The sequence below is a fragment of the Pinirhizobacter soli genome, from assembly GCF_015905305.1.
Lineage (GTDB): Bacteria > Pseudomonadota > Gammaproteobacteria > Xanthomonadales > Rhodanobacteraceae > Pinirhizobacter > Pinirhizobacter soli.
Map to the genome: position 1 here is coordinate 877,581 of NZ_JADZLQ010000001.1, position 15,127 is coordinate 892,707.

General features: G+C 63.7%; 13 protein-coding genes. 3 read left to right on the top strand and 10 right to left on the bottom strand.

Annotated features, from left to right (window positions below; all coding sequences use genetic code 11):
- Positions 1–9 precede the first annotated feature (9 nt).
- Entirely contained in the window at positions 10–447 is a 438-nt protein-coding gene (locus NDK18_RS03585; RefSeq protein ID WP_250627105.1) for a hypothetical protein, read from the bottom strand.
- Between the two features lie 171 nt (positions 448–618).
- On the opposite strand from NDK18_RS03585, the gene NDK18_RS03590 reads away from it, so the two are divergent.
- From NDK18_RS03590 to NDK18_RS03600, 3 genes are read left to right on the top strand one after another with little or no spacing between them, the layout of a single operon-like run.
- Positions 619–2,049, top strand: coding sequence for a DHA2 family efflux MFS transporter permease subunit (locus tag NDK18_RS03590; RefSeq protein ID WP_250627106.1), 1,431 nt, complete (start codon positions 619–621; stop codon positions 2,047–2,049).
- A 23-nt stretch (positions 2,050–2,072) separates the two neighbouring features.
- Entirely contained in the window at positions 2,073–3,023 is a 951-nt protein-coding gene (locus tag NDK18_RS03595; protein ID WP_250625684.1) for an ABC transporter ATP-binding protein, read from the top strand.
- On the top strand, positions 3,020–3,781 hold the full coding sequence (locus NDK18_RS03600) for an ABC transporter permease (RefSeq protein WP_250625683.1): 762 nt from the start codon (positions 3,020–3,022) through the stop codon (positions 3,779–3,781). Before NDK18_RS03595 ends, NDK18_RS03600 begins: the two co-directional genes overlap by 4 nt.
- A gap of 1 nt (position 3,782) precedes the next feature.
- On the opposite strand, the gene NDK18_RS03605 is transcribed toward NDK18_RS03600, so the two are convergent.
- From NDK18_RS03605 to NDK18_RS03645, 9 genes are all read right to left on the bottom strand, one after another.
- On the bottom strand, positions 3,783–4,301 hold the full coding sequence (locus tag NDK18_RS03605; protein WP_250627107.1) for a fimbrial protein: 519 nt from the start codon (positions 4,299–4,301) through the stop codon (positions 3,783–3,785).
- An 11-nt stretch (positions 4,302–4,312) separates the two neighbouring features.
- Positions 4,313–4,795: a fimbrial protein gene (locus tag NDK18_RS03610; protein ID WP_250627108.1), complete on the bottom strand. Its 483-nt coding sequence runs from the start codon at positions 4,793–4,795 to the stop codon at positions 4,313–4,315.
- A 14-nt stretch (positions 4,796–4,809) separates the two neighbouring features.
- Positions 4,810–5,304: a fimbrial protein gene (locus tag NDK18_RS03615; protein ID WP_250627109.1), complete on the bottom strand. Its 495-nt coding sequence runs from the start codon at positions 5,302–5,304 to the stop codon at positions 4,810–4,812.
- Complete coding sequence (locus tag NDK18_RS03620) at positions 5,301–8,018, bottom strand: fimbria/pilus outer membrane usher protein (RefSeq protein ID WP_250627110.1); 2,718 nt, start codon at positions 8,016–8,018, stop codon at positions 5,301–5,303. Before NDK18_RS03620 ends, NDK18_RS03615 begins: the two co-directional genes overlap by 4 nt.
- A 103-nt stretch (positions 8,019–8,121) precedes the next feature.
- On the bottom strand, positions 8,122–8,874 hold the full coding sequence (locus NDK18_RS03625; RefSeq protein WP_250627111.1) for a fimbrial biogenesis chaperone: 753 nt from the start codon (positions 8,872–8,874) through the stop codon (positions 8,122–8,124).
- A 68-nt stretch (positions 8,875–8,942) separates the two neighbouring features.
- Positions 8,943–9,512 carry a fimbrial protein gene (locus tag NDK18_RS03630; RefSeq protein ID WP_250627112.1) on the bottom strand — a complete coding sequence of 190 codons (570 nt, stop codon included), beginning with the start codon at positions 9,510–9,512 and terminating at the stop codon, positions 8,943–8,945.
- 186 nt (positions 9,513–9,698) lie between these two features.
- Positions 9,699–10,352 carry a DsbA family oxidoreductase gene (locus tag NDK18_RS03635; RefSeq protein WP_250627113.1) on the bottom strand — a complete coding sequence of 218 codons (654 nt, stop codon included), beginning with the start codon at positions 10,350–10,352 and terminating at the stop codon, positions 9,699–9,701.
- A 112-nt stretch (positions 10,353–10,464) separates the two neighbouring features.
- Entirely contained in the window at positions 10,465–11,343 is an 879-nt protein-coding gene (locus NDK18_RS03640; RefSeq protein ID WP_250627114.1) for a YihY/virulence factor BrkB family protein, read from the bottom strand.
- 26 nt (positions 11,344–11,369) lie between these two features.
- Positions 11,370–15,086: a bifunctional diguanylate cyclase/phosphodiesterase gene (locus NDK18_RS03645; protein WP_250627115.1), complete on the bottom strand. Its 3,717-nt coding sequence runs from the start codon at positions 15,084–15,086 to the stop codon at positions 11,370–11,372.
- Positions 15,087–15,127: the final 41 nt, after the last annotated feature.

The window sequence follows — 15,127 nt, forward strand, 5'->3', positions numbered from 1 at the left end:
TCTTAGCTTTTACTGGACCCGGATCGAGCACTGCGCCGGGTTATCGCATTCGCCTGGGGCAAGCATCATGCGGGCCGAGCCATCGGGCTGCGGGGCCACGATCACCGTCACGGCATCGTCCTGGTAAACCTGCTGCGTGGCAGCCGGCACGGTGTTATCGGCCACCGTGACCCAATTGGCCGCATCCACGCCGATGGGCAGATCCAGGACGGTATCGGGGTCGGTGTAGGCAACGGCGCCGCGGACAGTGCCGGCGGCATCGTTGACCTGGACGTAGCGCACGCCCTGCTTTTCGAAGACGTAAACGTGATAGCCCGGACTGGCGCTGACGTCGGAAGCATTGGGCCAGGACTGGCCCAGTCCCGTCGTAGGCGACGCAGCGGCAAAAGCCGAAGCGGATGCCAGCAAAAGGGTGGATACGAGGGCACGGCGATAGATGGAACGCATGGCAACACTCCGGAGCTTAGGTTGGGTTGGGAACTGCGAACCTAGCCTAGCGCTCCTGAGTGGAAACCTGTGTCACCCGGCGGCGGCCCATCGCACCGGGTGTACCATGCGCGATGTCGAAAAGTGGCCGGCCCATTCGACGCATGCGTACTCCCCCACCATGGACGCCGAATGACCGACCATCCCCTTGCCGATCGCCGCTGGCTGGCCCTGATCCTGCTTTGCCTGGGTGAATTGATGATCGTGCTGGATACGACCATCGTGAATGTCGCCCTGCCCTCCATCAAGGCGAGCCTTAGCTTCGATGAAACGGCGCTGGCCTGGGTGATCAATGCATACATGCTCACCTACGGCGGATTCCTGCTACTGGGAGGACGCCTGGGGGACCTTTACGGCCATCGGAAGCTGTTCCTGCTGGGCATCGGCCTTTTCGTGCTGGCGTCACTTGCCTGCGGCATGTCGACCACGCGAACCGTGCTGGTGGTGTCGCGCGCCGTGCAGGGCATCGGTGGTGCGGTCGTTACCGCGGTGGCGCTGTCGCTGATCATGGACCTGTTCCCTGCCCCCGCCGACCGCGCCAAGGCGATGGGTGCCTATGGTTTCGTCTGTGCCGGCGGTGGCAGCATCGGCGCCATGCTGGGCGGCGTGTTGACCAGCGCGCTGAGTTGGCACTGGGTATTCCTGGTGAACCTGCCGATCGGCCTGCTGGTGATCGCCTGGTCGTGGCGGCTGCTGCCAGTGGTGCACACGCCGCCAGCCACGCGGCACCTGGACCTGGTTGGCGCGGTATCGATTACGGCTGCATTGATGCTGGCGGTATACGCCGTGGTCGGTGGCCGCGAGATGGGCTGGCTTTCGGCTCATACGCTCGGCTTCGGCGGCATGGCGGTGCTGCTGTTCATTGCCTTCCTGGTGAACGAATCGCGCGTACGGGCGCCACTGGTGCCCTTGGGCCTGTTCCGCCTGCGCAATCTTTCCATCTCATCGATCGTGGGCGTCCTTTGGTGCGCCTCCATGTTCGCCTGGTTCTTCCTGTCCGCGCTTTACCTGCAGTTGGTGCTGGGCTACGACCCGATGAAGGTGGGCATGGCGTTCCTGCCGGCCAATGTCCTGATGGCCGTATTCTCGTTGGGCCTGTCGGCGAAGCTGGTGATGCGCTTTGGCGTGCGCAAACCGCTGGTGGCAGGGCTTGTCCTGGCAACGGTGGGGCTGCTGTGGTTTGCCCGCGCTCCGGTGGAAGGGAATTTTCTCATCGATATCCTGCCGCCCATGCTCCTCCTGGGCCTCGGGGCCGGCATCGCCTTCAACCCGGTGTTGATGGCCGCCATGAGCGAGGTGGGTCCCAGTGACTCGGGCCTGGCGTCGGGCGTGGTGAACACCGCATTCATGCTGGGCGGCGCGCTGGGCCTGGCGGTGCTGGCGAGTGTCGCGGCGGTGGCCACCGACCACGCCGGCACGGACTCGCCACTTGTGGCCCTGACCACGGGTTACCGGCTGGCCTTCCTGATCGGCGCGGCCTTCGCGGCCCTGGCCGCGGTGATCGGCGCCTTGTGGCTGCGCGAAGCCGCCCCCAGTACTGGTGCCGCACCCGCGGTGCACTGATGCACTCCATACAAGGCGAACTCATGCACGCTGAAGCAGCCCACGCCGGACCGGTCGTGTCGATCAAGGGAGTCGGCAAGACTTACAAGAGCGGCCACACTGCGCTGAAGAACATCGACCTGGATATTCGCCGCGGCGAGATTTTCGCCCTGCTCGGCCCCAACGGCGCGGGCAAGACCACCCTGATCGGCATCATCTGTGGCATCGTCCGGCCCACCAGCGGTACCGTCACGGCCGACGGCTTCGATGTGCTGACCGACTTCCGCCGTGCGCGGGAGGCCATTGGCCTGGTGCCGCAGGAGCTGTCCACCGACGCCTTCGAAACGGTATGGTCGTCGGTGAGCTTCAGCCGCGGGCTGTTCGGCAAGCCGCGCGACAATGCGCATATCGAGAAAGTACTGCGCGGGCTATCGTTGTGGGACAAGAAGGACGCCAAGATCATGACGCTCTCCGGCGGCATGAAGCGGCGTGTGCTGATCGCCAAGGCGCTGGCGCATGAGCCGCGCATCCTGTTCCTGGACGAACCCACCGCGGGCGTGGACGTGGAGCTGCGCCATGACATGTGGGAGATGGTCCGCGCACTGCGCGAAACAGGCGTTACGGTGATCCTCACCACGCACTACATCGAGGAAGCCGAGGACATGGCCGATCGCATCGGCGTGATCAACAAGGGCGAGCTGATCCTGGTGGAAGACAAGGCCACGCTGATGCGCAAGCTGGGCAAGAAGCAGCTCACGCTCACCCTGCAGGCCCCGTTGGAGGCGATTCCCGAGGCGCTGGCCGACCTGCCGCTCACGCTTGCCGACGACCGCCACTGCCTCACCTATACCTTCGACACCCAGGCCGAGGAAACCGGCATCGCCGCCCTGCTCCGCCGCCTCAACGAACAGGGCATCGATTTCAAGGACCTCAAATCCGAGGAGAGTTCGCTCGAGGACATTTTCGTGAGTCTGGTACACGGAGCTCGCGCATGAACGTCCATGCCATCGCCGCCATCTACCGTTTCGAAATGGCGCGCACCTTTCGTACGCTGACACAGAGCATCGCGTCGCCGGTGCTGTCCACGTCGCTGTATTTCATCGTCTTCGGCACCGCCATCGGCTCGCGCATGGGCCAGATTGGCGGCGTGAGCTATGGCGCCTTCATCATTCCCGGCCTGATCATGCTGTCGCTGTTGAACGAAAGCATTTCCAATGCCTCGTTCGGCATCTACCTGCCCAAATGGTCAGGTACCATCTACGAGTTGCTCTCGGCGCCCGTGTCCGCCATCGAAGCCATCCTCGGCTATGTGGGCGCGGCGGCCACCAAGTCGGTGCTGCTGGGCATCCTGATCCTGGTCACCGCGCGGTTCTTCGTGCCGTACCACATCGAACACCCGTTCGTGATGGTTGGCTTTTTGGTGCTAACCGCCGCCACCTTCAGCCTGTTCGGTTTCATCATCGGCCTGTGGGCGGACGACTTCCAGAAGCTGCAGGTGATCCCGCTGATGGTGGTGACGCCGCTTACCTTCCTGGGTGGCGCGTTCTATTCCATCAGCATGCTACCGCCGTTGTGGCAGAAGATCGCCCTGTTCAACCCCGTGGTGTATTTGATCAGCGGCTTCCGCTGGAGCTTCTACGGGGTATCCGACGTGAGCGTAGGCATCAGCCTGGTGGCGACCTTCGGTTTCCTGCTGGCGTGCGTGGCGGTGGTGTGGTGGATCTTCCGTACCGGGTGGAAGCTGCGCTCCTAGATCACAGGTATTCCACGGTGACGGCCGCCACGGCGGCCACGGAGCCGGCAACCACCGGCTCGCCGGGAATTCGCCAGTAGCCGGCCCTGAGCTTAAGCTCGGCAGCGCCGCCAGTCACGGCCTGGGTACGCACATTGCCAACGCCATTGGCGCCGACCGTGGCGCCGTCTGCCGACTGCAGTTCCACGGCCACGCCGGTAGCGTCGCCGGTGTTCTTAAAACGCGGCGGAGCCTTGGGTTCGGAGGTACCGGTGAAGGTAAACCGGGCCTGGGTAGTCGATGACGAACATTTTTCCAGCGAAAGTGAGAAATCCGTGAACCTGGCCGCACCGCTTGCCGGGAGCTCCTTGCTGCCGATCGGCGCAAGCAGCACCTTGCGCTCGTCGCTGCCCAGTGACCAGTCGCATGTCGGTTCCTGGATCGTTCCAGTCAGGTTGAACTCAACGCTTTGCGCCCACGCTCCGGTGGAACCGGCCGTAAGGGCAAGAAGAATCGTTCCAGCAATGATGGCGGCTCTCACGGCGATACCCGTTAGTTATAGGTGACAGTGATCGTGATAGGCGCTTTCACGGTCCCGGCGGCGACCGTGGCCGCCGATTGTTTGAACTTCGCCTTGAAGGTGTACGTGCCGCCGCCGGTGTTAGGATTGTAGTTCACCCGCGTACCCGCCGGCCTGATGACTCCGTTCAGGGCACTGCGCAAGTCGATGCCGATGCCAGCGACGCCTTTGAACAGGTTCGAATCGGCGGCGTCGGCTTCTCCCGAAACATCCATGCGTACCGCGGTCACCAGCGGATCGCACCTTTGTATGGTTACCGGAACGTCGACAGCTGTCGTGGAATAGCTCCCGGTGAACAATGCCGCGGAGTAGGTGCCAAGGTCTACATCGGCGACAGTGAATTGGCAGACACCGGGCGTAATGGTGCCGGTGAGGTTGAAGTTCAACGTCTGTGCCTGGATGGCGGGAATGCAAAACAGAAGGCCCAGCGAGATGACGATGCGAATCCGGTACATGACTGTTCTCGTGATCAGTTGTAGGTGAAGGTGAGGGTTACGGGGATGCTCACAGCCCCATAGGAAGTAATTGCCGACACGCGTGAAAAGCGCGCGTCCAGGTCGTAGTTCTCAGACGTGGACGGCCAGTTGATGACGGAGCCGGGACTCATGCGAACGGGAACGGCGTCCCTGTTTTGCATTTCCACCGCCAGACCGGCGATGTTGTTCACCCGCCAAAGCGCCGCGTTGTTCGGATGTTGCGTACCGGCGAATGTCGTGTGGATCGTGCTGATGTTGGACGTGCAACTGGTCCGGACGATGCGCACTCTTTGCCACGGCGTCTGCGGTGTGGTGGCGAAATCAGGCGCCGCGTAGGTACCCAGATCGACGTCGGCGACACTGAAGGCGCAGGTGCCTTGCGCGAACGAGCCTGTGAAGTTGATCGTAAGGTCCTGGGCGCGGGCGGGAGCCGCAAGAACACAGGCCATGCCCAGGCCCAAGGCCATCGCAAAAGAAAAAGCGTTCATGCCGTGGTCCTCATGCGCAATGGATGGATCCGCTCAAACCCTGGCGTGCCGTACACACCCGGATAGCGCTTCACGGCCGCGGTGGGGTCTACGGTGAGCAGGCATGGTGCGTCGTAGCGCTCGACATCGGTCGCCTGGGATTTCGCCTGCGGCGGAAGCGTCACGCTTACCCGGCATTGCTCATCGGGCGCCTGGCCCCACTTGACCACCAACCCGCCCGACGCTGGCATGTCGCGTACCATCAGGCGGCTGGCCTGGCCGGCCACGCCCACGCTTTGGCCCTGTGCATCGAATATGTCGGCACCGAACGGCACGGGCCTGCCGTCGGCCAGCTTCGTGTCGATGATCGCCGCCCGGCCCGAAACCGTCTCGTAGGTAAGCTTCACCACCGAGCCCGCGCGCGGCGCGACGCGTTGCGTGGTGGCCTTCAGTTCGACATTGGTCGACGTACCCTTCGGATCGAGCGTTACCGTGTTGATCTCATAGGGCTGGAGGGCCACCACCACGGCATAGCCCTTGCTGTCCACGACCGAGCCCTGCCCGCCTTCCACGCGCGCTCCGGCGGCATCGGGCGCGTGTACCAGACCCACCGTCTCGCCCAAAGGCGGCGTAAAGGTCCATCCACCGCCATGCACGACGACACTGCCAATGGCACTACCGTTGACCTGCTGGTAGCCGGATCCGCGGCTGTAGCCGGCGCCAAGGTTGACGCTTGAGCCCACGCGCTGGCCGCTCAAGTCAAGCGCATTGCTGCCGTTGGTGCGGCCCAGCGAGCCGTTGTAGCTGTAACGATTGTCCTCGCCCGCCTGGCCGGAGACCGTGGCGCGGGCGCTGCTGTTACCGCTGCTGTCCCGGTCGGCCATGGCGATGAGTTGTGGCGTCTGTAAGCCGCGGCCCAGCGGCAGCGAGAAGGTCAGCATCAGCCGCGTGTCGCGACGACCCAACTGCGATGCCGTGACGGTATCTTCCGCACCGGGAATAAGGTCGAGCAAGGGGCGTCCCCGGACGCCGGTATCGAGGGTGCGCTGCGCGCTAAACGAGTAGCTTAAGTCTTTAAAGCGATTGCTGTAGCCGGCGCTGAAGTCGACCTGGCGCTGCCCACCGCCCCAGTATTCGCGCACTGCGCCACTTAAGTAGAGCTGGCCACCGTTTTCGCCCAACCGCTGGTTGATGTTGGCGCTCAGACGGCTGCGTTCACGCGAAAGGATGCTGCCATCCACGCCGCCGGCGGCAAGGTCGCGCATGATCACCGAGTCGCGGAAGCCGACATAGCCTTCGGTGGAATAGCGATAGGCCGCCAGCGCGAAGTCGGTTCCGGTATTGACGAAATTCTTGTTGTAGCCAAGCCGGAGACTCATGCCCTGCGTCGCCGATTGCCCGGGTGTCTGGTTCCGCGAACGGGTGGCATCGAGTGAAAACGCGCCGACGCTGGTATTGAGGGCCGCTCCCACCAAGGTGGCGCGATAGCCGTTGGCCACCGTGCCGCCTGCGTAGCCGGTGACGCGGTTGGACAGGCCCCGCTGATAGGTTCCCTGCAGGAAGAACGGCTGCGCGCTGAGATCCTGCTCCTGCACACGGCCCGTGGCCAGGTCCCAGCGCTGCTGGCCCGGGCGCAGTAGCATCGGCACCGCCGAGAACGGCACCACGAAGCGGCGAACGCGGCCATCGGCCTCGTTTATTTCGACATCCAGGTCGCCACCGTAACCGGTGGAGTAAAGGTCGTCGATGGCGAAGGGGCCGGGCGCCACGCTGGTTTCGCTGACGATGTAGCCACGCTGGCGAACAACCACGCGCGCGTTGGTATCGGCAACGCCACGCACCGTCGGCGCGAAACCACGCATGGACTGCGGCAGCATGCGGTCATCGGTGACCAAGCGCAGGCCGCGCATGCGCACGCTGTCGAACATGACGCCAGGCGTGAAGGTATCGCCCGCGATCATCTGGGCTTGCAGCTGCGGGATGTCATGCTGTGCGAACGTCGCATTGGCGCGGTATTTGCGACCCGATGCGCTGGACCAGTTCAGTGCGGCCTGGTGGCGTATATGCCACGAGCCCAGGTTCAGGGCGGTATTCATGCCCAGGTAACCACGGGTAGCGTTGTCAGCCTGCCCCTGGCTGCGGTACATGTTCGCCATGTAGCTGCTGGTAAGGGCATTGATGCCCGCATCCCATTGCGAAGGATCCACGTAGCCACGGGCCGAGCGCACGGTATAGACCTGCGGGATCGTCAGGCCCAGCGACTGTTCGGACAGATCGAAGCTTGCCGTGGCCCCGGGGATGTAGTCACCGATAACGTCGCAGAACGTGCCTGCGGGTATCGGCTTGGCCGCCGGGTTCTCCTTGTCGGCGGCAACGCTTGCAAGGTCCACTCCCAGCTCGCCAAGGAGCTTGGCCGTATAACACGGCTGCGCGGAATCCTGGCCATCGACGTCACGCAGGACGATCTCCTGGCGCGCCTGCCAGATGCGGTTAACCATGACGTCGCCGCGGTAGTTGCCAGCCAACGCCGCGTCGCTTCGCGAGAAGCGCGACAGGTCGACCTTGGGCGCGGTACCGGCGGGGAAGAAATCAGCGTCGAAACTGACGTCCTCAGGCGCGTGCGCGGCCGGAGCGGCTGCCGCGCTGACCTGGTGGGTCAAAGCCGCCAGGATAAGTGCCGGCAGGCATGCCCAACGCAAGCGCAGGCACGGTATGTGCGAGTGGGTGCGGTACATGGAAGCAGCTCCGGAAAATTCAGGGCGCCAGCTCCCACCACGCTGCCAGAAGCAGCGCGTCGGGGGAGGGCTTCGGGAACGGGCGCCGGGTGGCGCCCGCGATCTAAGGATTAAGCAGGGCGGTCATCGGCGTCACCGCGCCATAGTCGGTAATGATCGAGAACGCGACCTTGGCGTGGGCAGGCTTTGCCGACAATGCCGACATGGCGAAGTCCGTGCTGCTGCCGGGCGCAACCATGCCACCGTCGGCGCTGGCCACTTCCTTGTCACCGGACTGCACGGCCACGCGGGTAAAGTTCACGTGGTACGGCGTCGGATTGCTTACCTCCACCGCCATGCCCTTGCCATCGGCAGCGGGCTTGAGCTTCCAGGTCAACTTATCCGGCGCATCGGTCACGTTGCCGGCCAATCCCTGTGGCCGGAAGAACATCTTGATCCGCGTACGGAACGCGAACTGCAACATGTTGCTGTCGCCTGAAGCGGAAGCTGCCGCCTTGGGCGGCACTTCCAGGACATTCACCCAGAACAGGGTCTCCTTGTCCTTGGCCAGTGCTTCTTGCGTATACATCACACGCACTGACTGGCCCTTGTCGGGGTCCATGCGAAAAATGGGGGGCGATACCGTAAACGGTACCTTGGCGGTATCGGGCGTCGATTTCTCATCACCATCGTCAAGCCATACCTGCACTATGGCAGGCTTGGCACCTTCGTTGGTGAGCTTGATCGTAACTTCCTTGTCCTGGGCCGGGTATACCACGCGTGTGCCGCCGATGACGACGCTGGCCTGGCCGGCACCGGAAAACATTCCGGCAAACAGGGCGAGGGCTGCTATCGCGTGGCGCATCTTGCTAGTCATACATCACCTCAAGGATGGTGGCAGTTCCGGCGGTCCATGCGGACCGCCGGAATGGCTTGCGGGTTGGCTTACTTGTATTCCACCGAGTAAACAACGCTGGTGCTGACCAGGCCGGCGGTGGCGGCGCCGCCGATGGCCTTGTACTGAGCGGCGTACGTGATGGTGGCCGTATCACCGACCCAAGCAGACGAGAAGCTATTGCTGCCATCGGCCAAGTTGATCACTGCATCGGCAGCATCCAGCAACTGGATGTTGGTGTTGGTGGCTTCGCCAGGCAGGGCATTGGTCAGGGTGCCGGTCGTAGCGTCCACGCGCGGGCTGGTGGCCAGGAACTTCATCGAAGCGACCTTCGTGGTGTCGCAGCCGGTATCCTCACCGCCAATGACGACGTTGAACGATTTCTTGCCGGCGACCGCGCCGTCGGTAGCGAGGGCGGACGTATTCACCGCGCTCAGCGCAACGATGAAATTATTCGCGCCACCGTCGGTGCCGGCACCGCCTTTCACAGGACAGGTGTCGTCGGTGACGGTGCCGGTGAAGGTGATGGTGCCGCCGTTGAAGGACTGTGCATTGGCATGGCTGGCAAAGCCCAGGCCCATGGCCAGGGCGATCGCGGCCGCAATCTGAAGCTGCTTCATAGTAATGATTCCTGGGAACAGGTAAGGAAAAGGGAGAAATCCACAGCAGCCCGCTTCCGTGCGGCACCACTAACCGGCTCATGCCGACCATGGCTACCACTGTGGTAACGCAGTGTAGGAATTCCCTTACTTACCGCCCATGGAACAATGCTCAATGTTCCAAAAATCACTCAAGCCGCACGTTTTTTACGCCTGCGCCGCAATCTGCCGTATCGCCCGCTCGAACACCTCGACGGGCTGCCCGCCCGAAATCAGATGCCGGTCATTGATGACTACCGCCGGAACGGCACGTATGCCCTGCCCCATGAAAAACGCCTCCTGGGAGCGAACCTCAGCGGCATATTGATCACTGGCCAGGACAAGCCGGGCCGTTTCGACATCCAGGCCCGTCTCGTCGACGACGCGCAGCAATTCGGCCGGGTCGCTGACATTGCGACCATCGGTGAAATACGCAGCAAAGAGCGCTTTCTTCAACGCCAGCTGCTGCGCCTGGCCGAGCTCGCCAGCCCAGTGCAGCAGGCGGTGGGCGTCGAAGGTGTTGTAGATGTTCGAGCGCTTCGCCATGTCGAACCTGAAGCCCAGTTCAGCACCGCGGTCAGTGATCGCCTTGCCGTTCTGGCGGATCTGCTCCGGCGTGCTGCCGTACTTCTCCACCAGGTGCTCCACCGCGTCCTGGCCTTCGGCCGGCATCCCGGGGTTGAGTTCGAAGGGCTGGAAACGGAGATACACCTCTACCTCGTCGCCCACCCGCGCCAGCGCCTGCTGCAGCGCATTGAGACCCACCGCGCACCAGGGACAGGCAACATCGGAAACGAAATCGATCTTCATGCGGGTGGACATGATCTGAAAGGCCTGTATGGATCGCTAGAGAGGCGATCGCTCGCACTAGTAAATCAAGGCGGCGGCCCCGGTTTCAAGCCATCGGCACGGCAAAGTGGCTTTTGGCACCTTGTCATGGCGCGTCGCCGGGTTCGTGCTCCTCCAAGGGCTGCGCATGGGCGTCCGGGCGGATCCGCTCACCGCGGGCAACGGCTAGGCCATGGGTCAGCTCGGCACCCAGCAGCACGATGATCGAGGCGTAATAGACCCAAGTCAGCAGCACCACGATGGCCCCGGCCGGCCCGTACGCGCCGCCGATGCGCGCCTGTTCGATGTAGATGCCGATGACGTATTTACCGGCCAGGAACAGCACCGTGGTAAGGATGCCGCCCCGTATCGCATCACGCCAGGGAATATCGGCATCGGGCAGCACGCGGTACATCGCGCCAAAGGCCACCACGAACACCGCCGCCGAGATGCCGTATTCCACCCCGGTCAACACCTGCATGTTTGCCGGCATCACCGCATGGATCAGGCCGCTGACCACGAAGGAGATGATCAGCAGGAAGATGATGCCAATGATCAATCCGAAGGCCCGCGCACGGGTGCGTAACCAGCCCACCACCGCCGCGCCGGGCTTCACCTTCAACTTCCACACGCGGTTGAGCGTGGATTGCAGCTGGGCAAATACTGCGGATGAGGAAAAAAGCGTGATGCCTAGGCCGACCAGGCCCACCACGTTGCCAAGGTGCGGGCGCTTTTCAGCGTTGTCGATCACAAGCTTCACCGCACCGGCCGCCTGCGTGCCCACCACGCCAGTCAGGGCATCGACCAGCTCCTGCTGCCACTGGGCCTGCATCGCCGCGACGATCCACAGCAGCAGCACCAGCAGTGGAGCGAAGGAAAGCGCCGAATAGAATGCGAGCGCGGCGGCGCGCGTCATCAGCTCGTCGTCGTCGAAACCGGCGACGGCGGTCTTGATCGTGCGGACGGCCAGCTTCCAGAGGTTCATGGGCCAAGCATAGCCATCGAACCTGATCAAACCGTGTAGGCGGCTCTTTGCAGCTGGTCGAGCGGCAGGGGCTTTGCGAACAGGAAGCCCTGCATGGCCTGGCAGCCGTGGTCGAGCAGCCAGCGGCGCTGGGCGGACGTTTCCACGCCTTCGGCGATCACCAGCAGGTCAAGGCTGTTGGCAAGGAACAGGATGGATTCGCAAAGCGCGCCGTCGGTGCGGTCGTGCGGCAGCTTGCTGACGAACGACCGGTCGATCTTCAGCTTGTCGATCGGCATGCGGCTCAAGTAGTTGAGGCTTGAGAAACCGGTGCCGAAGTCATCCAGGGCGATCGTCACCCCCAAAGCCTTTATCTTGCGAAGGGTCTCGATGGCGCGTTCGGGCTCCGTCAGGAACGCGCTCTCGGTCAGCTCAAGCTCCAGGTAGCGTGGCTCCACGCCGGTTTCGTCCAGCACGTCACGCACCAGGCCAATGAGGTCGTCATGAGCCAGCTGGAACGCCGACAGGTTCACCGCCATGCACACCGGATGGCCCATGATCGAGGAAATCGCCGCCTGGTCGCGGCAGGCCTGGCGCAGTACCCAACGGCCGACGTTGACGATGGAGCCGGTTTCCTCCAGCAACGGAACAAGCACGTTGGGGCGGCTGAGCTCACCTGGCCCCGACGGCCAGCGCAACAGGGCCTCGACACCGAATACCTCCGATTGCACGCCGCGGTGCTGGGTCTGATAGTGCAATTCCAGCTCGTCGTCGAGGGCTTCCTCGGTAAGCCGCGACACCACCGCCAACCGTGCCAGCGCCGTATCGTGCAGCGCGGCGGAATAACGACGCCATGTGTGCCGCCCCATGCGCTTGGCGTGGTACATCGCGGTGTCGGCGTTGCGGATCAAGGTGTTGGCATCGTCGCCATCTATTCCCAGGTAAGCCACGCCGATGCTGCAGGACAGGTGCTGTTGCATGCCGGCGACCATCAACGGCCGTTCGATCGCGGCCTTGAGCGCAGGGATCACCGGCGGAACAACGCCGTCTGCTTCGTTGCACGGGACCACAGCGACGAACTCGTCACCGCCGAAGCGCGCCACGTACCCGCTTGGGCCCACCGCCTGGCGCAAGGTCGAACTTACCTGGCACAGCACTTCATCACCCACCAGATGGCCGAGCGCATCGTTGATGTACTTGAAATGATCCAGGTCGATGAACAGCAGCATCAGTTGCCGTGAATCTTCCCAGGCCTGCGTGATCATGGCCGAAACGGCATCGTGCAGCGCGCGGCGGTTGGGCAGGCCGGTAAGTTCGTCGTGCATCGCCTGGTAGTTGAGCTTCTGCTCGTAATGGCGCTGGTCGGTGACGTCGCGGATGATCACCTGTACGCCACTGCCGATCGCATCGCGGTACAACGACACGGACAGTTCCGCTTCGAAGGGCGACCGTCCAGGTGGCGATACCTGGGCATCGATGCGTGTCGCGGCCAGGTCTGGTGCGTCCAGTACGTGGCGCAAGTCACCGTCGATGTACTGGTAAACCGATGCGCCGACCAGTTGCCCGGCGGAACCGAGCAATTCCTCGGCCAGGAGGTTGGCGTAGGCGATGTTGCCGTTGCGCAACAGCAGCAAGGGCAGCGGCATATGCGCAAGCAGCCCGTGATACGACTCCTCGCTCTCGGCCAGGGCCGCCCGCGTGGCCACGATGGCGGTCTGGTCCATCATGCCGCCGATGGTACGCACGGCCTTGCCGTTATCGTCGCGCAAGGCGTAGGCGCGGCCGAACACGTCGGCATAGCTGCCATCCTTGCGCCGCAAGCGATAAGCACCGGCCCAGGTCACGCCGGATCCGGCGAAGAATTCGTTCAAGCCGCCGACGATGCGCTCACGGTCGTCCGGATGCACGCGCGAACACCAGGCCTCGAAGCCGTTGTCTTCTTTGCGCGCATAGCCAAAGCCGGCGTAGAACGCCTCGCTCCACCATGCATCACCCGTGACCAGGTCCATGTCGAACACCGCATCGTTGGTGGCCCTGGCAAGCATCTGGAAACGTGCGTTGCTCGATGCCAGCTCCCTTTCCGCGGCCACTTTCGCGGTGAAGTCCATGCCCACCACCAGCTGCGCCGCACGACCGGCGAACTCGATCTCGGACCCTGAACAGCGCATGTGAAGGAGGCGGCCTTCGCGATCACGATGCAGCGAGATGGGGTTGGCGCGATCGCCTGCATCAGGCTTGTCCACCGCGCGATCCAGCTGCGGCGGTTCGGAGGTCGGCCGAAGAGCCTCGATGCGCAGGCGAAGGAAGGCCTCGCGTTCGTAGCCGTACGTCGCCACCGCAGCATCGTTGACGGCCAGGACCGCATGCGACTGCATGTCGAATACCCAGGCGGGCAATGGACTGTGATCGAACAGGAAGCGGTACTGCGATTCGCTCTCGCGCAGGCGCGCCTGGGTGTGGCGCAATGTCGTCACCTCGCGGATGGTTCCCTCGATCCGGCGCTGTCCGCCCCCTTCGCCCTGGCGCCGCGCACGCAAGTGCATGAATGCGACGTCGCCATTGGCGCGGATCACCCGGTATTCGCATTCGAAGGGACCATCCTGGTGCATGCATTGCCAGAACCACGACGACACATCCTGCCGATCATGCGGATGCACGCGCGCCAGGTAGCCTGCGATGGTGTTGACCCTTTCCCCTTCAGCAAGGCCCAGGATCGGCGCCGCCTCACCCGACCAGGCCAGCCGGCCGCTGGCAAGGTCCAGCTCCCAAAGGCCGACGTCGCCGATGCGCTGCACATTGTCCAGCTGTTCGGCCTGGCGGAGCAGGAACGCCACCAGTTCCGCCTGCCTGCCCTGGGCACGCAGCACATGGCGCGAGCCCACGGCGATAAGGCCCAGCAAAAGCACCATGCCCGCCAGGGCTGGCCACGCCTGGCTGCTCCACATGCCCAGCGCGTCGGCGCGGGACATGCTGGCGAAGACGGCATAGCCGAAATGAGATGAAGAACCCGAACCGTAGAAGCGGCCATCACCATCGTCGCGTGGCAGGCGTTGCCCCGGATGCATGTGTCGCAACCAGTCGCGCCCGAGGGCTACTGCCTGTACTCCGCCTTCACCAGTGCGAGTCACCAGTACGCCGTCGCGGTCGAACACTTCAAAGGCGCCCGTGGCGCCGAAAGGCGAATTGAGCAGATTTCCACGAATCGTCGACGGGGCGATCTGCGCGCCGACCCAGGCGGCGGGGTGGCCTTCCATCTGCAATGGCAGGGCGGCAACTACACGCAGCGATGCACCGTCGGAACCTTCCGGCGACGAGGCAAGGCGCAAGGCGATACCACCCAGGTCCGCCGCTGGGCGCGAAGTGACGCGCGACCAGTCGTCGCCGCTGCGTCGATCGGATCCTGCCAGCACGTGGCCGTTCGCATCGAGCACGACAAGACGGTCGAGTTCAGGATGCCGGGCCTTGACTCGCGCCACCGCCGTGGCGAGGTCTCCCTGGGGGTTACGGGCAACCTCGATCAATGCCTGCAAGGGGCCTTCGGTGCTTGCGACCTGCAGATCGGTCAGGCGCACGATGCTGGCGGCGGCCGAGTTCACCCGGCGCGTGGCATTGGCCACGGTATTGCGCCAGGCGATGAATTGCACCATGGCCACCAGCACGATGATGCCAGCCGCACAGGCAAGCGCTGCCATCAGCATCAAGCGCCGGAAACGCAATTGCTGCTCCGGGGCGCTTTCGCTCCTGGCCACGCGCAGGCTATCCATCAGGGACGATACCTCGCTCCGGCTCGCCTACCCCTTCGCCT

Bases quoted from the DNA above. Each gene is read 5' to 3' on its own strand.
- NDK18_RS03585 (WP_250627105.1), bottom strand. From the start codon at position 447: ATGCGTTCCATCTATCGCCGTGCCCTCGTATCCACCCTTTTGCTGGCA.
- NDK18_RS03590 (WP_250627106.1), top strand. From the start codon at position 619: ATGACCGACCATCCCCTTGCCGATCGCCGCTGGCTGGCCCTGATCCTG.
- NDK18_RS03595 (WP_250625684.1), top strand. From the start codon at position 2,073: ATGCACGCTGAAGCAGCCCACGCCGGACCGGTCGTGTCGATCAAGGGA.
- NDK18_RS03600 (WP_250625683.1), top strand. From the start codon at position 3,020: ATGAACGTCCATGCCATCGCCGCCATCTACCGTTTCGAAATGGCGCGC.
- NDK18_RS03610 (WP_250627108.1), bottom strand. From the start codon at position 4,795: ATGTACCGGATTCGCATCGTCATCTCGCTGGGCCTTCTGTTTTGCATT.
- NDK18_RS03615 (WP_250627109.1), bottom strand. From the start codon at position 5,304: ATGAACGCTTTTTCTTTTGCGATGGCCTTGGGCCTGGGCATGGCCTGT.
- NDK18_RS03620 (WP_250627110.1), bottom strand. From the start codon at position 8,018: ATGTACCGCACCCACTCGCACATACCGTGCCTGCGCTTGCGTTGGGCA.
- NDK18_RS03625 (WP_250627111.1), bottom strand. From the start codon at position 8,874: ATGACTAGCAAGATGCGCCACGCGATAGCAGCCCTCGCCCTGTTTGCC.
- NDK18_RS03630 (WP_250627112.1), bottom strand. From the start codon at position 9,512: ATGAAGCAGCTTCAGATTGCGGCCGCGATCGCCCTGGCCATGGGCCTG.
- NDK18_RS03635 (WP_250627113.1), bottom strand. From the start codon at position 10,352: ATGTCCACCCGCATGAAGATCGATTTCGTTTCCGATGTTGCCTGTCCC.
- NDK18_RS03640 (WP_250627114.1), bottom strand. From the start codon at position 11,343: ATGAACCTCTGGAAGCTGGCCGTCCGCACGATCAAGACCGCCGTCGCC.
- NDK18_RS03645 (WP_250627115.1), bottom strand. From the start codon at position 15,086: ATGGATAGCCTGCGCGTGGCCAGGAGCGAAAGCGCCCCGGAGCAGCAA.